This is a genomic window from Pantoea sp. GW821-FHT03E06 (assembly GCF_059420725.1).
In genome coordinates this window covers 149,502-169,407 of record NZ_JBWKUG010000003.1, presented here as the reverse complement: position 1 = coordinate 169,407, position 19,906 = coordinate 149,502, and the positions used below count along the sequence as shown (strand labels likewise).

Sequence of the window (19,906 nt, the reverse complement as noted above, 5' to 3'; positions counted from 1 at the left end):
GGTATCGATGGCGACATCAGGAAACTGGTGTACGGAGGCAGACTGACTAACGTCAGCACGGCGCAAGCCGCAAACAGGTCAGAGACCTGGGGAGCCTCGCAAGAACTCAACATTTCGCCGCCCCGATGCACAGATACCAGTCGAGACGCAGGAAGCGCAAAAGCAACCGTGTCATCGGGGAAGAAATGTACAGATTCAGAGTCATACAGCTGTGGGTTGATGGGCTTACAGCTGTAGGTTCTGAAGGAGATAAAAATTGTCTGGTAAATTAGGTAAGCAGCTCGTCACGCTCGCACGTCAGGGTGGAGGAAGTTTTAAAACAGTTTCTGATCGTTCAAAGATTGCCAGTCGCTTTTCGGAGCGACTGGCAACCCTTAATATTCAGATTCGGGACGTTAGCCATATTAAAACCAAGCATCTCGAAAGTTATATTCGTAGTCGTCAGGATGAAAATATCTCGTCACGCACCCTGCAAAATGAAATGGCCGCTTTACGTTCAATCCTTTCACAAGGCGGACGTAACGTTCTGGCTAATCCTGCACATGAAAAATTAAGTAATAAGGCACTGAATATTTCAGGAACCAGTCGGGAAGGCACTAAAGTTGCCATTTCGGACGAACGTCTCAGAGAAATTGTTTTAACGGTTTCAGAAAAAGACAGTGGGGTTGCGTTAGGTATTCAGCTCGCCAGATATATTGGGCTGCGTGCAGAGGAAACGGTTCAGTCGGCAAAGTCAATTAAGACCTGGCGAAAAAATTTAGAAGCCGGAAATAATAATGTTCGCGTTGTGTTTGGCTCTAAAGGAGGGCGTCCACGTGATGCCACCGTTTTTGATAAAGAGAAGGTTGTTAACCTGTTAAATGAAGCTATTCGCTACATAGAAAAAAATAACGGTAAATTAATCGATAAACCAACGCTTCATCAGGCGCTTGATCGTTATCATAACGTATTACGTGAAAGTGGAATGACCGGAATCCATGCGCCTCACTGTCTCAGGTATGCTTATTCAAAAGATGCTGTAAATCATCATTTAGAAAATGGTATGAGTCGCAAAGAGGCTGAGGCTTTAGTTTCAATGGATCTTGGACACGGTGATGGACGTGGTGCGTACGTTGCCCGGGTTTATAACCGGATAGATGAGTCAGATGAATAAAAGGTTCTTGTAATTTGCTTTAAGCAAACGCTATTATTAAAACGCTTCTTACGTTGTCTTCGGACAACCACCAATGGTCTGTAGCTTGAGATGACCGCCTTCGGGTAGCTGCAAACAACACTCCTGTAGCCTGAAAGGGAGAACACATCAGTGTGGTACATCTGCTCGCCTTTGGAAGCAGATATCGTCAATCACGGCTCCTACTGCCTGGCGATGAAGGTACATTCAACCATCCGGCTCCGGCCTTCGTCCTTCGGGGAAACATTCCCGACAGGGCAAATGTTTCTCTGTTTTCTGGAGAAACTATGTCCATAACCCGCTCGTTTCTGAATGAGTTGCGTACACCATTCGATCTGGTCCTTTCCGTTGCAACCCGCGTTGCATCTGAATGTCCTGACCTTAAGGCTGCACTCAGGGGAACATCGTGGCTTGCTTCACCTACCTGTCATTATGAATTTCGTTCCCGCGTCTGGTTTGACGATCAACGTTATCACGCCATTGTTATGGCAAGAACGTTGATTGCAGGCCAGCCAGGCGATGAATTCATTTTCAGCCGGCACGGGGAGCATTTTACGCACAAAGCTGCAGCGAAAGCCGCACAGCATGCCGCGTCTGATGCTGCGACTTTCAGGGTGTTCACCGCTCAGAAATAACAGCGCAGTCGTCTGTAGCATACATTCGCTATGCGAATGCCCCCTCGGGAAACATCTTCCCGACAGGGCAGGTGTTTCCCGCTCAACAGGAGAAACACCATGCATACCCTTTTATTACCAACCTCCTTTTCCATAAAAGGCATTTTTTCAGCCGCCTCTGCTGCAGCGTTATCCCTGTGGGATCGCGCCGCTGCCGGTAAAAGAAAAGAAGAGTGGATAACGAACCGGGCTGGTTCATTTAGCTTCAGGGTTCAGGTTCATCAGTTATCTTCAGGAAAATGGACGGCCGGCATACTTACCCGTTCCGGCACGTTTTACGGCAATCACCGGTTTGGTTCTCTGAAAAAACCGGATGAGGTTTTCAGCTCGTACCGTCATGCTCGCCGCTATGCACTGAAGCTGGCGAATCAGATGGCTAACCTGCGCTATGCATATCAGTGAGGGAAGGGTGATCTGGCAATTAGCCGGTTAGAATCTTTCTAATCTGACTTAACCCTGTGGGGATTTATTCCCTATCAGGGGGATAAATCCCCTTTTTTTGAGGATTTATCATGACACCAATCTCCGTAGCGCCCCAACACATCACCTATACCGTGAAGCAGAGCGGAAGGATTTCCCCGAGCCAGTGGCACAGTTTTACCCTGGCAGTCACTGAAGCATTCTGGCTGTTACCGGTACATCTCCGTCCGTGCTCGCCAACTGACGGTACACGTCTGGAACGCGCGTCCATGATGTTTACTCACCCCGGGGTTTTTGAATTCGGTGGAAAAGACGAAGGGAATTACATATCCAAAAGCGTGATGTTTACCCTGGATATGAGCCCTGAATTGCGTATTGAAACTGAAGGTCAGCCCATCGACTTCTTCACGCGGATTGCGCTGCTGATGCTGTATCACCATTGCTCAGGCTGCTTTGAGATAACGTCATCAGCTGGCGGCGTCAGCTGGGCGCTTCCTGTTCGCTGGGCAATACGGCACCAACTGATTGCTGACAGTAATGCTCCCCAGCCTTTCAGCACGCACGGTTTCATTACCGGTGCAGCTGATGAACTGCTTATCAGAAGCGTTTCCGGGGCTGAACGTCCGTTTACGACGGCTGACTGGGGGCTGGTTTTAGAACTTGAGTTCGCGCTCGAAGAACTGAAAACCGACAAACGCTGACATTTAACTTTATGCACCTGGAGGAGATACCCACCTCCAGCCGGTATCCCTCCCTGAGGAGATATACCGATGCGATTCTCTACACCAAATGATGTACTCAGCTTCATGCTTCAGCTTGAAAGCGAACTCGTCGGGATCCGTGCGCTTGAGAATATCGAGTGTGATTACTATGCAGATCCAGAGTGTATGAGCCTTATACACAACGCTCTTGAGTACGCAGGTAAGCAACTCGGTGAATTTGAAGAGGCCACTATCCGGGGAGAAACAGCAACCTGCTCAGCGCTCGCGCTGGAGGTGCAGGAAAATCTTCACCTGATAGCGGCGGATATCTACGAATACCACTGGAACCGTTCAATTGAAGAGGGCCGCTGGGAATATCGTTATAACAAAGCTGTGGCTGCATGCGATGACACAGATTTTTTAATGACCATTTAGGGTAAAAACCTTAACCCTCCTTCCGGGATTTACTCTCCGGACAGACCAACTTAACCCAACGGGGATTTACCTCCCTGTGGGCGGTAAATCCCTTTTTAATGGAGATTTACCATGACACATACACCAACCGAGACTCTGGTCCTTCCGGGCGTTTACCAGTTAGAACAGGGAGCGGCCATAAATGATGAACAGTGGTTCAGATTTACCGACGCAGTTAAAGAAGCCTTCTGGCTTCTTCCCGCTCAGCTCCGGCCTTATAAGCAGCTGGGTTTTGACATGAACCGCGCGTCAGAACTTTTTGACGAAGAGGGTTCGGTCACGTTCAACCATAAGGACGGCGAAGGCTACTGCCTGAATCCGTTCTACCTCAGGCAGACGCTTTCGGATAATTTTCGGCCATACCGTAAAGTGGAGAGCCAGCGATGCAAACAGGATTTATTCGTGCGCATCGTGCTGGTTCTTCTGCATAACCTATGCCCAGAAAGCTATCACATAACCAGTTCCTGTCCGCAAAGCTGGCATTTCGCGCAGCGATGGCTGGCATGGAATATGGATATGTTTACCAAAGCACCTGAAAACATACCTGCATCGTTTGTTATACCCGGTGCAATTGAACACCTGCTGCTGGTAAAAACCTCCGGTCCCGGCAAGCAGGTCACCACTGAAGAGTGGGAAGCCATATCAGGCATTGAGTTCTGGCTTGCTCAGCAGCACAACAGCTGACCTGTATAACCATCCTTCCGGGATTTGCTCTCCGGAAGGAGACAGATCCCGCTATTACAGCAGGTGATCCTATATTTACTTTCAACAGTGACGCGCTCGCGCAGCTGTTTCATGAAACTTACCATCAGGCTATGTCAGTCAGGCTTGTTATCTGTTCGCAGGAAGGTTTGTTCATGGAGTTCAGGAACGGATTACCCGGTCAGCTTTTCTACCGCAAAGAGCGCATTTATGCCCTTGAATACAGCGGCGGGAGTACCGATCCGGGCGTGCAGGTAGAACTGAATTTTGGTCAGTTCTCTGAGACGTTCGATCTGACTGTAGATGACCCGGCCTTTTTCAGTCCCATAACGCCGGCAGACAGGGTGGTTGTTCTGTCTGTCCATTCACCCTATCAGCTGAAGCGCAAAACCATCAGCTGGCTCAGTCAGCGTAAACTCGCGCTGTTCCGTGAACGGATCGACCTGATGAGGACTTCGGATTTTTGTGACTGCAGCTGCGACGAAGAGCGGGCCCGGTGGTTCGGTTCGGCAGCTTCAATGCTTGAAGAAGCAATGTTTACTGGCAGTAAGCGGCATGACCGCCACGCTTTCTATTATTCAAGGCGGCAACTCCGGTTGCGGCTGAACAGCATAACCGCCGACGGAAAGATTATTTCTCCGGTGCGTTAACCACTTCCCCTGATGGGCGTATTTCTCGCCCGTCAGGGGAGGGATGCGCCCTTTTTTCATTTAAGGAACATCCCATGACTAAACCAACCAAAACCCGTCGCACGAAGAAAACTGAGAGCGTCGATCTGTACCAGAAGGTCACTGACCGTATCGTTGAGGCACTGGAGAACGGCGTGGCGCCATGGAAAAAACCGTGGCGCACTACTGGCCGCTACGCCGCAGCGGGTCCGTTACCGGTTAATGCCTCAACCGGTAAGCCTTACAGCGGCGTAAACGTGCTGCTGTTATGGCTGGCCGCAGAGGAAAATGGGTACAGCACCGAACGCTGGGTAACGTATCGTCAGGCGCAGGAGCTGGGCGGTCAGGTTCGCAAAGGTGAAACGTCATCAGAGGCCATTATCTTCAGACCTTTTGAAAAGCAGGCTGAGGATGCCAGCGGAAACAAGCTGTTTGATTCCGACGGTAAGCCGCTGATGGAATCGCGGGCCATGATCAAGCCTAACTTCCTGTTTAATGTCGGGCAGTGTGACGGTTTACCGGACAGTGTTGCGGCTGTACCGCATGAGTCTCCCGTAGCTGAATACCCCGGCACGATCGACTGGCCGACGGAAAAACGGATATGTGAGATTGTGCATATGGCGGGCGTTAAGGTTGAGTTCAGATTACAGAACCGGGCCTGTTACGCCAGGCACACTGATTCCATACTGATGCCGAAGGCTGAACAGTTTTTTACCCACGCCGACTACTTCAGCACGCTGCTGCATGAAGTTGTACACGCCACCGGCCATGAGTCACGACTTAACCGCGAAGGCATAACCAAACCGTCGAAAACGTTCGGCGATCCGGTGTATGCGTTTGAGGAGCTGATAGCGGAGATGGGCAGCGCGTTTCTCTGCGCCCAGCTCGGTGTGTTTGGCGATGTTCAGCACGACAGCTACATAAAATCGTGGCTTGAGGTACTGAAGTCGGACAAAAAAGCACTCTTTCGTGCCTGCCGGCACGCGAGAGAAGCGTCAGAGTTTTTACTGCAGTTAGATCAACGTGCGGCTGAAGCTGCATAACACACCAACCCGGCATCGTTAAGTAAACGCGTTGCCGTCCCGTGAGGGCATTGTTCCTCACGGGACAGTGCCCTCTTTTTTTTGAAAGAAGAGGAATTAACCATGTCAGACTGGTGCCATAACCGTTTAGAAATCACCGGCAAATCCGCGCTCATCAGCATCATGGAGGAGTGGATCAGCGGTGAAGCCGTACCGCTTTACCGTCACGCCGTCATGCGCAGCATAAAGCTGTTTCTGGCGGGGTGTGGCGGCCTGCTACGCCCGGTTAAAACGGAGTTTTTTCCGCCGTTTCCCGGATTAATGCAGAGCGGAACGGGACAGGGCACACCAGCCAACTTGGCGTTTGATCAGTGGCTCGGTTTACTGCGCAATGACGTACCGCTTGACGGGGAGCATCTGCGCAAAATTGAGCGGCTTTACCATCAGTCGGGTATCGACGCGATCCGCTGGGACAGTATTCCGGACGTTTCACGCAGACATATCGCGCGACTCATTGAGGAACGCTATGCAGACTGGTTTGGTATTGCCACGCTTTCCCGGGAAATCGATCCGGGTCAGTGCTGGGAGCGACTGAGTCAGCTTCCTGACAGGGCTCAACCCTGCGATATGCTGCAGATAATCCCGAGCCGGCTGGCTGCCGAACTGAACGGAAGTGGCGGACTCCTGTCCGGGACGTCTACGTCCTGCAGCCTCTATTGCCGACAGTACGGTATGGAGTGGCCGGCAGGTCACAATGTCAGCTGGGAACGTGATGGCGTCAGCAGCATAAAGCTTGCGTTTGATTCCGCCTGGTTCCCGCCAGCAGCAGAGGTCATCGCGGCACTGTCATCTACCTTTGACTGTGAAATTCGTCACTGGTACAGCGAGCCGGTTCACGATCTTGATGGTTATGACTGTTACGATCGGGGCGAGCACGTCTGCAGTGCTGAGGCGATTATTGACGAGCTGGACGACGGCAGGCCCGGACTTCATCTGGTGCCGGTCGTTGAACCTCATGAACCAGAAAGTGCAATATCCGTTCATCAGGCGGCACAGGTATGAGCGGCAACAGTGAGTACCTTCGCTGCCGCGTTATTTCGACGGCTCACCTCAGCGCAGAAGACAATGCGCTGCTGGATGAAATCACGACTCGTGAAGTCGGTAACGGTGAGTGGGTCCACTATATCGGCGGGGGCTATCTTCTGCGGTTAACCGCGTGTACCGCGTCGGTTCTGCGGCTGAAGGAAGCCGGGCTATCGAAAGAAGCCCGCCGCGTGATCGCTTCACTGATGCGTTCGGATGCCGTGGAAATCCTGATTTTTGAATCAGGGGCTCCGGAGGCGGAAGGATTCACCACGTACAGCTGGTAACCAAAAAAGGCGGGCCGTAAGGCTTGCCTCACACCCTGAGGGGAACACCTCCTTAGGGGCGTGTTCCCCTTTTTTTATGGAGAACACGCATGACTTTTATCAACCATCGCCGCGCATTCCTTAAGATTTTCAACATCACGGCCCGTTATCATCACCAGCACAAGGTGTTTGAGGACTTCGTCAGCTGCGCGGCCATTGCGCTGCACAACGGCGTTGCGCACGATGCAGAGCTGGAAAAGCAGTATCTCAACATAATAGCCGGCTACGAGAAGGAAGACGTCACCCGGATGGCTGAGTTACTGGGTCACGTCGTGATGGCGCTCTATCAGGAACGTTGTGATTTTCTCGGCAGCGTTTTTATGGAGCTTGAGCTGGGAGATAAGTATCGCGGCCAGTTTTTCACGCCGTGGGACGTATCGCGAATGATGGCATCAGTGCAGCTTTCCGGTATCGATGCGCTGATGCAGGGAAAAGACTTCATTACCCTGCAGGAGCCGGCGAGCGGTGCAGGTTGCATGGTCATCGCCTTCGCTGAAGAGTTTGCTCAGCGCGGTTACACGGTCTCAGAACAGCTGTGGGTGTCGGTGACGGACGTAGATCCGCTGGCCGCCAATATGTCCTATATACAGCTCTCGCTCTGCGGCATTGCGGCAGAGGTTGTGACCGGAAACGCGCTGACGCTTGAGCGGCGTCGCACGCTTTACACCCCGCTGCACTACACCGCCAGGTGGGCAGCAAAACTCGGCAGCGCAGAGCAACGCGCAGCCTGACCATAACGCCTCTCCGGAGGCGTTTTTTTTTGCGGGTCAGTATAGAGTTTGCGGTGGATACCGCCTCCCCGGCAGGGCATGGTTCATGGCTTGACGCTGACGGAGGTACTGATTACATGCAACCCACGCAGGAGCAGGCACAGATCATCGCCTGGAAAGGCAGGAAACTTGTCGTTACGGCATTTGCCGGTACGGGCAAAACGTCCACGCTTGAAGCCTACGCACTGGCAAACCCCACGGAGCGGATGCTTTATATCGCCTACAATCGGGCGATCAGGGAGGAGTCTGAGCGTCGTTTTCCTTTTAACGTCGAGTGCAGAACGTTTCATCAACTGGCATGGCCGACGTTCGGGCGGCACTTCCAGGCGCGGCTAACCACGTCTCTTCGCGTAACGGATATTGCGCGGCTGCTCAACACCCGTCACTGGCTGCTGGCACGGACTGCGCTGAGCACGCTTAACACCTTTCTGTACAGCGCCGACGGAGAAATCTCATTTCTGCATCTGCCCGATGAAAACGATCGGGGCGGACTGGACGCGGGGAAAATACTCGGAGCTGCACAGGTCATATGGCACGAAATGACCCGGATAGATTCACATTTTCCGGTGACGCATGACACCTATCTTAAACTTTATCAGCTGTCAGTGCCGGAGCTGAATAAGAAATGGGACGTGATCCTTTTCGATGAAGCGCAGGATGCGAATCCGGTGACCAGTCAGTTTGTTCTCAGCCAGCACTGTCGCATCATCCTTGTCGGCGATCGTTATCAGCAGATATATCGCTTCAGGGGGGCGGAAAACGCTCTCGTTTCCCCGCAGCTGGAGACTGCAGACAGGCTGTGGCTGACGAACAGCTTCCGGTTTGGTCCGGCGGTCGCAGACGTTGCGAATACCCTGCTTGCCGAGGCGGGGGAAACCCGCCGGATTTGCGGCCTTGGCGGTGAGGACCAGGTAGTACCCGAACTGCCCGCCGGAACCGCACACTGCTGCGTTATCAGCCGGACGGTAGCGGGCGTAATTGGCTCAGCCCTGGTGGAGAGCCTGACGGATAAAAAGGTGTACTGGGTCGGCGGCATGGAGGGCTACCGCATTGGTGAACTGGAAGATTTGTACTGGCTTTCGGTCGATATGCCCGATCGCATTCAGTCGCCGCAGCTAACGCGTGATTATCGTGACTTTGAAGAATACCGAACCATTGCCAAAGCCACAAAGGATCCGGAAATGGGGCAGGGTGTACGATTGCTGGACATGTACTTTCCACTGCCAATGCTGCTGGCCGTGTTAAAAAAGCAGGCGGTGACGCGCGAAAGCGATGCTGATGTGACGGTCGTTACGGCGCACCGCAGTAAAGGGCTTGAGTGGATCACGGTCAAAATCAACGACGATTTTGTTGATATTACCGATCCCCTTCTTAACCCGCGCGAAAAAGAAGATGAGCTGAATCTTCTGTACGTATCGGTGACGCGTGCGCGCAAAATTCTGGTGCCGAATGAGCTGGTCTGCATCGTGACCGGCTGCCTCTATGCACTGAGCGCAGACTCTGAAACGCCGGGCGGAAAGGACTCAGAGAGCGCAGACGCTGCGCTTAATATCAGCAATGAAGTTGAATTATCAGGGAGCCAGAATGTTCAGTAAGCTCATAACCATGATATCCGGGGGGCAAACCGCGGCTAAGCCAGCGCAGGCTGGCGGTAAGGTTCCGCCCGGATATTTCGTGCCACATTCAGCCGCAGAGCTGCTTTCTTCCCCGCATCGTAAGCTCCTTCTCAGGCAAATCTGGGATAATACGTCTTTGCCTGAAGATATTTATAACCGGCTTTACCTGGCACCGCTGAAAAGACTCGCTGAGGGCGTACAAAACGTGCCGGCCAGCGCTGAAGGTGAATGGAGTAAAGAGGGCGGATACATAGATCTCACCCTGAAATTTACCGCCTGCAGCGTCAGGCTGGCGAAAGGCAATATGTTTCCTCCAGGCGCGGCACCTGAGGAACAGGCCGCTAAAAACACGCTCTGGAATGCGGTTGTTTTCTGGTCAGCGCTTACCGCGCATCTGCCACAGCTGACGAGGATTGAAGGTGAATTACTGGACGGACAATGCTGGATCCCCGGTATGTCAGCGCCGGGTGCACCCTATCGATTCCGGATAAGCAATGCAGCTGACTCCGGTACGGCGGCAATGATGGCCGCCAGGCTGTTGCCTGATGACGGGGTCACCTGGCTCTGCGGCGATCGCCAGGCCATGCGGGTGATGGCTTCTCTGGCCGGCGGGGATGCGGCGGTCATGCCGCTCATCAAAGAAATTCTCGACAAAGCGCGGAGCATCAGCGGTTCGCCCGCCGGTTCTGCACAGACGGGCTTGCCTGCAATGGCCGCTCCGGAGCTGATGCCGGATCCGGGGATGCCGGCAATGGCTTTCCCTGGCGATATCATCAGTGCTGCCTCTGCACTCGCCGGTATCGGGTCGGAAAGTGCAGAGAATCTGGCCTCCGGCCTCGCACCAATGAACGCAGAACCTCCATTAACTGCGGATGATGAAACCGGGTCTTTGCCCTCAGCACTTTCAGAAAACTGCGGCGCAGTAACTGAGCAGCCAGTGGCTACAAATGCGGCTGATGATGATACGACCGTGCTTCTCAGCATGTTTTCTGCAGCTGAACCGGCGGGCACCGATGTGGATGAACAGGCGGATAGAGCAGTTACGGCTCCAGCAGATGAGTGTTTTCCTGTACAGGATATGAATGAACAGGTAATTGCGGTCCCGGATGAAAGCCTAGAACCTATACCCGATGAAAAGGCGCAGGAGACATTGCCTGTCATTGATTCAATGCTGGAACAAACCAATAAAGAAAAAGTTGCGTCGGAAAATTCCGTTGCTCTCTCTGGACATGAAAGCAGTGAGGTAGATAATCTTGGGGAACAATATTTATTATGGCTTAAAGAGTCAGTTAATAATGATTCGCTCAGCGTAAATGAAAAAGACAGTCTGCTTCATGCAGTGAGTGGGTTTATGTTTGTTTCTCTGCCGGGTGCAGTTTTTAAATTCATCGAGGCAACAGGAATTGATAATGATCGTAGGGCTGTTCAGGCGTCATTTGAAAAGAATGGAGTATTGCATATGCGTAACGATAAGCGTTTTTTTAGAGTGCGAATATATGAATCTGAAGGGATGGAAGGTAAATATCAGAAGCGGAGTGGATATTTAGTGCGCCTCTCATTATTTTATCAGGCAGGAAAGGATAAGGTAAAGGACAGCCGATATATTCTGATTGAAAACTGACAAGGGAACCCGGCAGGGCTCCCTCAGATAATTCAGGCTGAAATAGCATTCTTAACTACTTCAGGTATATCCGGCCTGCCGTTGGCGATACACGTAGCGGTGAATATCGCTTCTGCATACACGATATCGTTAACCAGTATTTGCTGGATAAAATTGACGCGGCTGCGCTTCTCATTTGCCTGGAGGGCGCATGTAACCTGCATTTCATCCCCTTTATGCAGGCTCTTTTTAAAGCGCATAGTGTATTCAAGGATCATGTGAAGGCGTCCTTCAGCGAACTCCTGTTCCAGATCCAGGCCCAGTTCCTCTTTCATAAAGGCGTGGCGCGTCCACTCCATGTAGAAGGGATAATACAGTCCATCCACAACGCCCTGGAAATCAACGTGCTTTTCGTCTACGGAATAGGTTTTGGTAAACATCATAAGTCCTTAAAATAGTTCAGCAGTGCAAACCGCATTGGCAGTATCAGATTTTCAAATTCCTTTTGCGAGGTGTCAGCCCCGGTACAGATGTTGAGTGCCATACTCAACTCATTTTCAATTCCATAAATAAAGCTGATGCCGTGATAAATGTTGTGCTGCCGGCGCTGTTCATCAATGACATTATTTTTGTCATTGCGGAGAGCGTCATCCCAGACCACTGTACTGACGTCCCCTTTTTTGATTTTTGTCAGCTCAATACCAATTTTAATGAGAAGGCTGTCTTTGTATTTCCCATCGTAATAAAACTTGTTATCCCAGTCCGCATAACCATTGCTTTGATGGGCTGAAATAGTGTTGTTTTCAATCAGCAACGTGGATATATAGGTCGTTTTTTCCAGCTTGTTCAGGAAGTTTATGACCTCAGTACTGCAGCGATGAAAATTTAGCTTTACCTCTTTTGGATCCACTTCACTCTCCGGCACTCGAGAATATCTTCTTTCTTAATGGCCGTGCTTTTTACACCTTCAATAGTGACGTTATCCTCGTCAACTATTTTGACCACCCCAATTATCAAGCCGTTTTTGTGCCTTACATGGCATAGCTTGTTATTATTAGGGTCCAGAGTTCGCTCATTGGATACAATACAGAACTCTCCGAAACTTATATAAGGCTCGCCGTATGTACCGCCAACCTGGATGAGTTCAACGTCGGGTAACTGGCGGCTGGCCAGTATGAAAAGAGTATCTTCATCGAGCTGGGTGTATTCAGTGAACTGCGGCGGAAATCCCGCACCCGTCATGATCCAGTCACCTTCAACCTTCAGACCGCTCTCGCTGAAAAAGCCTGCAATCAGATTGATCACATCAATGCGTCGCGGCGGTACCGAACCGCCAGACTCCCAGCGGGTGTAAGTCGTGTAGGAAAGGTCAGTATTCTTCTGCTGAACGTAGTTCACCACTTCCTGAGGCGACGTTCCGGTTGCCGCGCGGCAACATTTCAGCCTCTTCTCAATTGTGTCAAGCATGTGCACGTCCTGGGCGAAAACAATACACATGATTCTAAAGGAAAAGTTAGCTTTCGGCGTGGGAATAAATACCACTAAATGGGAAATATTTGCACCAAAGTTTTAAGTGATGGTAATATTTAAAGACTTTATAAATAAAACGTTAAAGAATTTCATACTCTTTCATCAGCGCTGGCACGATTTTCATAAGTCGGGTCAAATTTTCGCTACTTGCATGATAAGTGTTGCTGCTGAGCATTCGGGATCAATGAGGGGCCAGAACAGTAGGCCTGAAATTAATAATTTTGAGTTAAGAAGAAATCCACACTTTGACTTAAGCCGGAGAGACTATGCCCTCAGTAACTGATGCCCAGAACCCTGCACCAATCGTTTACATAGGTCCAGTCAGACGTATGAAAACTGAAAGCTGTGCCGTCAGGCTCACTCAGTCTTCAGGCCGGGTGGTGAGCGCTTCAAAACTTGTTCAGGGTCTCATTGATCGTTATCTGGACATCTATACAGAAGAGTTAGCGGCTCAGTCAGTTAACAGCTAGCACCTCAAATATCAAACGAATGCTAATCCACGTTTATTCGTGGAGGGATCATCTCATGCCTGAAAAACCATTAGTAACAGAAAGTATTCCTTACCATACCGACGCAGAGCAGTGCGTGTTGGGTGCGCTGATGCTCGATAATGAACGATGGGACGATGTCAATCTCCTGCTTACCGGAGACGATTTCTTCGTTGGCGCCCATCGGGCGATATTTAGAGCCATGAGTGGGCTGTCGTCCCGATTACAGCCTTTTGACCTTATCACCCTCAGTGAAATGCTGGAAAGCGAAGGCCGGCTCGAAACGGCTGGCGGTTTTGCTTATCTTGCCGAACTCAGCAAAAACACCCCTTCGGCGGCAAATATCCTCTCCTATGCCGGAATTGTTCTCGAAAAGAGCCGGCTCAGACAACTACAGATCATTGGTAACTCTCTTCTGGCAGATATTGGCAGTAGCAGGCTTAATTCCCTTAATGTTGCCGCCCACGCTGAAGATGCGCTTTTCCGGTTGAGTGAGCAGGGACAGCATGCAAACGAGTGCGAAACGGAAATCATGCAGGCGCTGGATCAGCTGCTGAGCAAGCTGGAAGTGGCCACTGCCGCAGACAACGGAATTACGGGAACGCCGACCGGGATGACTGAGTTTGATTTTATGACGTGTGGACTGCAGCCCGGTGATTTAATCATACTCGCCGCGCGTCCCTCCATGGGTAAAACCTCCCTGGCACTCAGCTGGGGCATCGGTGCTTTGCTGAGCCGACCGGACGAGAACGTAATCATTTTCAGCATTGAAATGCCCACCGACCAGTTGACCATGCGGATGCTGTCGATGCGCAGCAGGGTAGAGCTAAACAGCCTGCGCAGCGGTAATCTCAGTGACGAAGACTGGAGCAGGATAAGCATGGGTGCACAGGAAATAGCGGACTGGCGCCAGAGGTTGATCATTGATGATAACAGCAATCAGACACCGGCTACCCTTCGTACTCGCGCCCGTAGATACGTCCGAAAATACGGCAAACCCTCTCTCATTATGGTGGATTATCTTCAGCTGATGCGCTGTCCGGACATGGAAAACCGCACGCAGGAAATCGCTGAGATATCCCGCTCTCTTAAAGCGCTGGGTAAAGAACTGGGGTGCCCCGTCCTTGCACTGTCACAGCTCAACCGCCAGGTTGAGCAACGCGCGGATAAGCGGCCCAACAATGGCGATCTTCGTGATTCAGGGGCGCTCGAACAGGATGCCGATCTGATTGCGTTTATTTATCGCGATGAGGTGTACCACGCCGATACCGCACATCCCGGTCAGGCCGAAATCATTATCAGTAAACAGCGGCAGGGGCCGACCGGCACTATCAAAACTCAGTTTGACGGCAGATGTACTCTCTTCAGTGAATACCCGGAAGGGGGATATGACCTGGGGTATGACTACCGGAGGCCAGCACAGTGAAGAAGGATCAGCAGGTTATAAGCGCATTGTCAGAGGGAGAAAACATCGCACATGTGTTCACTTTGGATCAATTGTGCGCTAATCCCGATAATCCACGAAAAACCCTAAATCCTCGTTACGATGATATTAAAGCGTCTATTCGCGCGCGCGGTCTCGACTCCGTGCCTCTTGTCACCCGCGATCCGCGACTCCCTGAAGGGATCTGGACCTTCAGCGATGGCGGGAATACGCGTTATGCCATTATGCGTGAGCTGTGGGACGAAACCGGAGATACGCGTTTTTACCGAATGACCTGCGTGGTGAAACCCTGGGCAGGCCGCTTTCAGTGCCTGACGGGGCACCTGGCAGAAAATGAAACGCACGGACAGCTGACGTTCATTGATAAAGCCCTCTCGGTTCAGGATGCCAAGCAGTTGCTTGAAGAAGAGAGAGGGACAAAAGTTTCGCTGCGGGAACTGGCATCTGCACTGACAGAGAACGGGCTACCCGTCCATTATTCCAGCGTCTGTCGTATGGAAGATGTCATCAGACATCTTTATCCGTGGATGCCTGAACTTCTGCGCTCGGGGTTTGGCGGGCAGGAACTTCGGCATCTGCTCAAGCTTCGTAAAAGCGCTGAATCAGTCTGGGAAAAGTATCAGGCAGAAAATTTTATTGAAACTGATACAGATTTTACCCAGGTATTTGGCATGTGCTGCAGCAAATTTGACGATCCAGAACTGTGGTCTCTTGAGATGTTCAGAGATGAGTTAATCGGCGATCTTACGCAAGCATTTCCCTGTGAAGAGCTCAACTACGATGGCTGGCTACTTGAGTTAAAAGGCAACTCCAAACCTGACGCCTTAGATCCGGAAAAATACTCCCTGCTCGATACAGCGAATGAAACTGTGCCGGAAGCAGAATCACAGGAAGCTGGCCATGAAATTCCAATCGAGACTGAACTGCAGCAGTCTGAGCCTGACCAGAGTTTTGACGATAATACGCCTGATTTTCAAAATCATGATCATCAGGCACGCACCGAAAAGCGAAACGGTTGTCAGGAGCCTTCTGACCAGGCCAGCGTCACCCCGGATTCTTCCTGTGCTCAACCAGATATACAGCCATCCCTCGTAAAAGACCCGGCTGAAGTTGCTGAGCCACAGGAACACGCCGTAACAGACTCGCTGTGGCACGTAAATGCTCTCCAGGACGACATCGACCATCTACAGAACCTCTCGTGGCGCCTGAGCTGGGAAATTGCCAGCGCCCATGGTTGTGGCGATGATCTTGAACCAGCCTGTGACAGTGAAACCTCACCGGGTTTCCGGATGGTTTCTGCCAGTAACGCATCTGATGTGGCTATCTTTCTGGCCTCGCTTACCGGCGCATCTCATTTCGCCGAAGACGTAAGCCTTTCGACTGTTTTGCTGATCGGGTCCTCCGAATCAGCCTCACCGCTATTTAATGACGAGCAGACCCTGACCCTCTTCCGACTTATCAGGATCCTTCGTCGCCTACGAGAACTGCAGCGTTTAAATGCTGCGCCTGTTGTTCCTGTCAATGAAGGGTAAACGATGAACACCAACCTCTCACGCGCCGCTAACGGTTTCCTGCTCGATCTGGTCATGGAGCTGAAGAACGGTTTTATACGCCGCTGCGACAAAATGGGCCTGAACTCCGACGACATCGCCATGCTCAGGGACATGACCGTGGAAGACATTCACTACATCATCAACAGCGAAGTATCCGTGCTGACGTTTGCCATAAACCAGGACAACCTTGCCCGGCTGGTCATACAGGCGCGACTTGAGCATACGCGAAAACAACGTATCGACCGGGCGCTTGCTCTGGGCGGCTCAATCAAACTCATGGAGCATTTTTTCGGGCTGATGAGTAATGACGTGGCGGCGCGTCGCAGGATCGCCGGAATAAAAATTCGTGCAGGTCGTGGAAGCGTCCTTAGCGATGAACAGAGTACGGAACTGTGGGAAATCTGGGCAGCAAATGATTGTAAAACACTTCGCAGCGAAACGGATGAAGGGCTTGATTTGATGCTGCTTGCCGCTGAACAGATGGATATTTCTCTGACTGCAGTCTGGAACACGGTTCTGAGGTGGGAAAGTGAAAATCTGACAGCGGCCACGCGGAGAAGAGCATGACTGTTAACCGGAGGAGAGCATTCACTGTAATCAGAAGGAGTCAAAATGCGATTTAAAGAGATCATCCCGGGCCTGAAAGCTCCGGAGACTGTTCCGGCGTCATTGTCTAAAAAAGCGGCTAGCGCGGTGCGAGGATTCTGGCACGGAGAGCGTAACTATAAGCGCCTGAATGAAAACCGTACGGGCTATTACAAGATTGATCTCGGGCCGTTCTGGCGACTGCTCAGCCGCGATGAAGGGCGCACCTGGGAGATGATGAACCATGAGCGCTATAACACGGCTATGCGTAACTGAAGCGTAGTCAGAATGCTGAGCGATGAGCCTTTAGCGGCACATTGCTCAGCATTTTTTTGTATTCAGAAGGTGAAGAATGACATTACCGGATGACAGCCTTATCCATCAGGCAGTCACAAAATTAACTGATCGACTGACCGCGCGTTTACCGGAAGAACAGAACAGCTTTGTCCGCGGAGGCCTGCTGTTTACGGGCAACATTCATGATTCCATGCCGCGCCGGTTGCTTCTCGATCAGCGTCTCTCTCCGCTTGATAAAATGGGCTGGATAATTATCCGCCTGCACGCTTTGAGCAATGACGGTGCCGTTTTTCCTTCCTATGAAGAATTGCAGCTGCAGCTGGCAACGCCGGGTAAAGGCAGGGCATCCAAAGAGACCATCAGCCGGATACTTCTGATGTTGCGCATCACGGGCTGGCTCAGCCTCTGCAAACGCGTAAGAGATGAAAAGGGAAGGGTAAGAGGAAATATTTATGCGCAGCATGATGAGCCTTTGTCATTTGCTGATGCAGAAATGTTCGACCCACACTGGCTTAAAACTGTGGCTGAAGCCTGCCTGAGCAGTAACCGCACCATCAGCGCTACCGCAAAAACAATCATCAGTGAAATCCGGCTTGATCACTCAATGCTCCATCATCGCAGTCATCTCCAGATAATTGGGGCCCGTCTGGGCTCAGCCCAAAGTCCTGAAGAATTGATCCGCCGTGCCGCCTCCGGGCAGACAGTCCGCTCGCCGGGTTCGGATTCCGAACTCAGCTTAAAAAAACATGATCCGCAGCCCGGTTCGGATTCCGAACACAGTGAGAGTACCGGGAATGACAACCGGGTTCGGAATCCGAACAGTTACGTACGTAGTTTTACTAATAATACAGATAAAACATACGTAACCGGTTCGGTTTACCTGCCAGATGGCTTCGCCTCACTGCTGAAACCAGCAGACCGGGACATGGTTAATCGCCAGCTGCAGGCGCTGTCGCCTGAGCGATCTGCCCTGGTGCTGTCGAATGTTATTCGTGCTCAGCGTGAAGGCAGCCTGCAAAACCCCCTTGGCTGGTTGCTGACGGTGCTTAAAAAGGCCCGGCAGGGGGAGCTTTATCCTGCAGAAAACGTACGAAAAGTGCCTGATCACATGAGCCCGTCACCGCGCCCTGAACTGCGCCCTTTTAAGCCTTCTCGTCCTGATAGCCGGCAGACGTGCAGTGAAGAGCGCGTAAGAGAAATCGTTCAGAGTCTTCGAATGTCTGTTGGAGCTCAGAGAAATGATTAGGCACCCAGCGGAGTCACAAAAGCGAGCAGTGTTGCACGGTGCAACAGAGGTTAAAAAGCGAGCAGTGTTGCACGGTGCAACAGAGGTTAAAAAATGAGCAATGTTGCGCGGTGCAACAGAGGTCATTAATTAAGCGTCATAAGCAGCGAACAAATTTTACGTTTCGAATATCTGATTTCGAATTGTTTACGGTCCTCTCAGGAATGAGGATCGCCACTTAACTTACGAAAGCCTTTGCCAATCAGGAGACAGCTATGGCCGAACAGACAACCACTCAAACAACGCCCCGGCGAGCTGGCGGATTAGTATCCACACTGACTGTCGAGCTGCATTCGCATTATGCAATCAGGCTCTGGGAAGGGCGCAATCGATCAGATGAGAAATCAAAGGCTGAAAAACGCCCCAAAATTCTGGGGATGCCGGAAGCGATTTCGCGTGCAGGGTTCGCCGGGCGTGATGCAGCTGCCGGCAACCCCTATGGTGATGCGTTGCTGGTCAATCTTGAAGAGGCCATTAAGCTGGCGACTCAGAAGGTGGAAGGGCAAGTCAAAAAGATAGCAACCATTACAGCCGCCATTCCGGCAGGTATCACCCTATCTGAAGTTACATCCTCCGAGCCGCTGAACCTTGATGTATTCAGCCGTTCCCCCCTTGGTTATCGCTGTGTCTGGCTGTTAGTGCATTACGATCAGCTGGCGCTGAAAGCCTTCCGGGCATTCCATTACGGTCTGATCTCCCGTTCACAGCGCGATGATGTCCTCCAAAAAGGGAGTAAAGCGATACGTGTCGTCTACGGGTTGATTCAGAACTACCGGACCGTGCCGGTGACATACGAGGATATCCGCCATAAAACGGCGCGGGGTCTGGCTGCCATAGAACGACTGGGGGAACCCGATCCTGCCGTTATGTCAGGCAAAAAACGTTCTTCGTTCTCTCCACTTTCTGCCGTTACCTCAGAGGACGATTAATTTGAACCGGATGATTACTTCGGGCGTTATCTGCGCCCTTCTCAGCGGCTGTGCCGGCACTGACTTTGCCAGCATCAACAAAAATATCAGCGATACCGCTTTCAGTATCAGTAACACTCTTCGCGGCAGTGATTCGGATTCAATGGATTCCGGCAACGGTATGCCGGTACTGACAAAAGCATCAGGATCTGGCGGGGAAAGTGCCAGTAAACAGTTCAGTGTGCCAGTAGATATCGATACGGCAGCCGCGCGATTAAAGCGCCACTACGGCTATGTGAGTGCGGATGAAATTGAACGTATTCGTTCCAGAGATCGTAACAGCCGCTGGAGTGCCGCTGCCATCGAGGACGCTCATCCAGTCTGGGAAGCGGTTCCGGGGAGCTCCTATCGTATGGGCAGCGATGTGGGTGACAACGACCATATGGATATTGAGCTTGAAAAGAACGGCTCCGGTACGCGGGTATATGTGACATACAAATCACCCGTGGCATCGCACCTTACCGGCAGCGCGTTCAACAACGTTATGTCTCAGGTCCGCCAGGTTGCTTCTGGTCAGGCACGCTAAAAC

The 19,906-nt window shown here is 51.6% G+C and carries 23 protein-coding genes; 20 read left to right on the top strand and 3 right to left on the bottom strand.

Going from position 1 to position 19,906, the window contains the following annotated elements; genetic code table 11:
* The first annotated feature begins 256 nt into the window (after positions 1-256).
* The 13 genes from AC07WB_RS23770 to AC07WB_RS23710 all read left to right on the top strand — a co-directional run bounded on the left by AC07WB_RS23770 (position 257) and on the right by AC07WB_RS23710 (position 11,248).
* Complete coding sequence (locus tag AC07WB_RS23770) at positions 257-1,153, top strand: integrase domain-containing protein (protein WP_494941559.1); 897 nt, start codon at positions 257-259, stop codon at positions 1,151-1,153.
* Between the two features lie 305 nt (positions 1,154-1,458).
* Positions 1,459-1,806 (top strand): hypothetical protein, encoded by a 348-nt coding sequence (locus tag AC07WB_RS23765; RefSeq protein ID WP_494941558.1) that lies wholly within the window; start codon positions 1,459-1,461, stop codon positions 1,804-1,806.
* A 99-nt stretch (positions 1,807-1,905) separates the two neighbouring features.
* Positions 1,906-2,247 carry a hypothetical protein gene (locus tag AC07WB_RS23760; RefSeq protein ID WP_494941557.1) on the top strand — a complete coding sequence of 114 codons (342 nt, stop codon included), beginning with the start codon at positions 1,906-1,908 and terminating at the stop codon, positions 2,245-2,247.
* Between the two features lie 110 nt (positions 2,248-2,357).
* Entirely contained in the window at positions 2,358-2,966 is a 609-nt protein-coding gene (locus tag AC07WB_RS23755; protein ID WP_494941556.1) for a hypothetical protein, read from the top strand.
* A gap of 69 nt (positions 2,967-3,035) precedes the next feature.
* Positions 3,036-3,401 carry a hypothetical protein gene (locus AC07WB_RS23750; protein ID WP_154182273.1) on the top strand — a complete coding sequence of 122 codons (366 nt, stop codon included), beginning with the start codon at positions 3,036-3,038 and terminating at the stop codon, positions 3,399-3,401.
* A gap of 111 nt (positions 3,402-3,512) precedes the next feature.
* The gene (locus AC07WB_RS23745) at positions 3,513-4,124 is read left to right on the top strand and encodes a hypothetical protein (RefSeq protein ID WP_494941555.1); all 612 of its coding nucleotides are present in this window, start codon (positions 3,513-3,515) and stop codon (positions 4,122-4,124) included.
* 173 nt (positions 4,125-4,297) lie between these two features.
* Positions 4,298-4,792: a hypothetical protein gene (locus AC07WB_RS23740; protein ID WP_494941554.1), complete on the top strand. Its 495-nt coding sequence runs from the start codon at positions 4,298-4,300 to the stop codon at positions 4,790-4,792.
* A 74-nt stretch (positions 4,793-4,866) separates the two neighbouring features.
* On the top strand, positions 4,867-5,853 hold the full coding sequence (locus AC07WB_RS23735; protein ID WP_494941553.1) for an ArdC family protein: 987 nt from the start codon (positions 4,867-4,869) through the stop codon (positions 5,851-5,853).
* Between the two features lie 102 nt (positions 5,854-5,955).
* Positions 5,956-6,894: a DUF1281 domain-containing protein gene (locus tag AC07WB_RS23730; protein WP_494941552.1), complete on the top strand. Its 939-nt coding sequence runs from the start codon at positions 5,956-5,958 to the stop codon at positions 6,892-6,894.
* On the top strand, positions 6,891-7,202 hold the full coding sequence (locus AC07WB_RS23725) for a DUF5983 family protein (protein ID WP_494941551.1): 312 nt from the start codon (positions 6,891-6,893) through the stop codon (positions 7,200-7,202). The genes AC07WB_RS23730 and AC07WB_RS23725 overlap by 4 nt, the downstream gene beginning before the upstream one ends.
* Before the next feature lie 89 nt (positions 7,203-7,291).
* Positions 7,292-7,972, top strand: a complete 681-nt coding sequence (locus AC07WB_RS23720) for an N-6 DNA methylase (RefSeq protein WP_494941550.1) — start codon at positions 7,292-7,294, stop codon at positions 7,970-7,972.
* Positions 7,973-8,088: 116 nt separating this feature from the next.
* Positions 8,089-9,606, top strand: coding sequence for a UvrD-helicase domain-containing protein (locus tag AC07WB_RS23715; RefSeq protein WP_494941549.1), 1,518 nt, complete (start codon positions 8,089-8,091; stop codon positions 9,604-9,606).
* On the top strand, positions 9,596-11,248 hold the full coding sequence (locus tag AC07WB_RS23710) for a TraI domain-containing protein (RefSeq protein ID WP_494941548.1): 1,653 nt from the start codon (positions 9,596-9,598) through the stop codon (positions 11,246-11,248). Before AC07WB_RS23715 ends, AC07WB_RS23710 begins: the two co-directional genes overlap by 11 nt.
* Positions 11,249-11,280: 32 nt before the next feature.
* On the opposite strand, the gene AC07WB_RS23705 is transcribed toward AC07WB_RS23710, so the two are convergent.
* From AC07WB_RS23705 to AC07WB_RS23695, 3 genes are read right to left on the bottom strand one after another with little or no spacing between them, the layout of a single operon-like run.
* A complete protein-coding gene (locus tag AC07WB_RS23705) occupies positions 11,281-11,667 on the bottom strand; it encodes an acyl-CoA thioesterase (RefSeq protein ID WP_494941547.1) in 387 nt (128 codons plus the stop codon).
* Positions 11,667-12,137 (bottom strand): hypothetical protein, encoded by a 471-nt coding sequence (locus AC07WB_RS23700; protein WP_200539314.1) that lies wholly within the window; start codon positions 12,135-12,137, stop codon positions 11,667-11,669. Before AC07WB_RS23700 ends, AC07WB_RS23705 begins: the two co-directional genes overlap by 1 nt.
* Positions 12,119-12,694 carry a hypothetical protein gene (locus AC07WB_RS23695; protein ID WP_494941546.1) on the bottom strand — a complete coding sequence of 192 codons (576 nt, stop codon included), beginning with the start codon at positions 12,692-12,694 and terminating at the stop codon, positions 12,119-12,121. Before AC07WB_RS23695 ends, AC07WB_RS23700 begins: the two co-directional genes overlap by 19 nt.
* Positions 12,695-13,282: 588 nt before the next feature.
* Here AC07WB_RS23695 and dnaB-PI point away from each other — a divergent pair.
* The 7 genes from dnaB-PI (at position 13,283) to AC07WB_RS23660 (ending at position 19,903) form a co-directional block, all read left to right on the top strand.
* The gene (gene dnaB-PI / locus AC07WB_RS23690; protein ID WP_494941545.1) at positions 13,283-14,671 is read left to right on the top strand and encodes an SPI-7-type island replicative DNA helicase; all 1,389 of its coding nucleotides are present in this window, start codon (positions 13,283-13,285) and stop codon (positions 14,669-14,671) included.
* On the top strand, positions 14,668-16,221 hold the full coding sequence (locus AC07WB_RS23685) for a ParB family protein (RefSeq protein WP_494941544.1): 1,554 nt from the start codon (positions 14,668-14,670) through the stop codon (positions 16,219-16,221). Before dnaB-PI ends, AC07WB_RS23685 begins: the two co-directional genes overlap by 4 nt.
* Positions 16,222-16,224: 3 nt before the next feature.
* Positions 16,225-16,809, top strand: coding sequence for a DUF2857 domain-containing protein (locus AC07WB_RS23680; protein WP_494941543.1), 585 nt, complete (start codon positions 16,225-16,227; stop codon positions 16,807-16,809).
* 45 nt (positions 16,810-16,854) lie between these two features.
* Positions 16,855-17,103, top strand: a complete 249-nt coding sequence (locus tag AC07WB_RS23675) for a ParE family toxin-like protein (RefSeq protein WP_494941542.1) — start codon at positions 16,855-16,857, stop codon at positions 17,101-17,103.
* Positions 17,104-17,179: 76 nt separating this feature from the next.
* Positions 17,180-18,370 (top strand): STY4528 family pathogenicity island replication protein, encoded by a 1,191-nt coding sequence (locus tag AC07WB_RS23670; protein WP_494941541.1) that lies wholly within the window; start codon positions 17,180-17,182, stop codon positions 18,368-18,370.
* 254 nt (positions 18,371-18,624) lie between these two features.
* Positions 18,625-19,338 (top strand): PFL_4669 family integrating conjugative element protein, encoded by a 714-nt coding sequence (locus tag AC07WB_RS23665; protein ID WP_494941540.1) that lies wholly within the window; start codon positions 18,625-18,627, stop codon positions 19,336-19,338.
* A gap of 1 nt (position 19,339) precedes the next feature.
* On the top strand, positions 19,340-19,903 hold the full coding sequence (locus AC07WB_RS23660; protein ID WP_494941539.1) for a hypothetical protein: 564 nt from the start codon (positions 19,340-19,342) through the stop codon (positions 19,901-19,903).
* Positions 19,904-19,906 lie beyond the last annotated feature (3 nt).

Excerpts from the sequence above, each read along its gene's own strand:
- AC07WB_RS23765 (WP_494941558.1), top strand. The coding sequence starts at position 1,459 with ATGTCCATAACCCGCTCGTTTCTGAATGAGTTGCGTACACCATTCGAT.
- AC07WB_RS23760 (WP_494941557.1), top strand. The coding sequence starts at position 1,906 with ATGCATACCCTTTTATTACCAACCTCCTTTTCCATAAAAGGCATTTTT.
- AC07WB_RS23755 (WP_494941556.1), top strand. The coding sequence starts at position 2,358 with ATGACACCAATCTCCGTAGCGCCCCAACACATCACCTATACCGTGAAG.
- AC07WB_RS23750 (WP_154182273.1), top strand. The coding sequence starts at position 3,036 with ATGCGATTCTCTACACCAAATGATGTACTCAGCTTCATGCTTCAGCTT.
- AC07WB_RS23745 (WP_494941555.1), top strand. The coding sequence starts at position 3,513 with ATGACACATACACCAACCGAGACTCTGGTCCTTCCGGGCGTTTACCAG.
- AC07WB_RS23740 (WP_494941554.1), top strand. The coding sequence starts at position 4,298 with ATGGAGTTCAGGAACGGATTACCCGGTCAGCTTTTCTACCGCAAAGAG.
- AC07WB_RS23735 (WP_494941553.1), top strand. The coding sequence starts at position 4,867 with ATGACTAAACCAACCAAAACCCGTCGCACGAAGAAAACTGAGAGCGTC.
- AC07WB_RS23730 (WP_494941552.1), top strand. The coding sequence starts at position 5,956 with ATGTCAGACTGGTGCCATAACCGTTTAGAAATCACCGGCAAATCCGCG.
- AC07WB_RS23725 (WP_494941551.1), top strand. The coding sequence starts at position 6,891 with ATGAGCGGCAACAGTGAGTACCTTCGCTGCCGCGTTATTTCGACGGCT.
- AC07WB_RS23720 (WP_494941550.1), top strand. The coding sequence starts at position 7,292 with ATGACTTTTATCAACCATCGCCGCGCATTCCTTAAGATTTTCAACATC.
- AC07WB_RS23715 (WP_494941549.1), top strand. The coding sequence starts at position 8,089 with ATGCAACCCACGCAGGAGCAGGCACAGATCATCGCCTGGAAAGGCAGG.
- AC07WB_RS23710 (WP_494941548.1), top strand. The coding sequence starts at position 9,596 with ATGTTCAGTAAGCTCATAACCATGATATCCGGGGGGCAAACCGCGGCT.
- AC07WB_RS23705 (WP_494941547.1), bottom strand. The coding sequence starts at position 11,667 with ATGTTTACCAAAACCTATTCCGTAGACGAAAAGCACGTTGATTTCCAG.
- AC07WB_RS23695 (WP_494941546.1), bottom strand. The coding sequence starts at position 12,694 with ATGCTTGACACAATTGAGAAGAGGCTGAAATGTTGCCGCGCGGCAACC.
- dnaB-PI (WP_494941545.1), top strand. The coding sequence starts at position 13,283 with ATGCCTGAAAAACCATTAGTAACAGAAAGTATTCCTTACCATACCGAC.
- AC07WB_RS23680 (WP_494941543.1), top strand. The coding sequence starts at position 16,225 with ATGAACACCAACCTCTCACGCGCCGCTAACGGTTTCCTGCTCGATCTG.
- AC07WB_RS23675 (WP_494941542.1), top strand. The coding sequence starts at position 16,855 with ATGCGATTTAAAGAGATCATCCCGGGCCTGAAAGCTCCGGAGACTGTT.
- AC07WB_RS23670 (WP_494941541.1), top strand. The coding sequence starts at position 17,180 with ATGACATTACCGGATGACAGCCTTATCCATCAGGCAGTCACAAAATTA.
- AC07WB_RS23665 (WP_494941540.1), top strand. The coding sequence starts at position 18,625 with ATGGCCGAACAGACAACCACTCAAACAACGCCCCGGCGAGCTGGCGGA.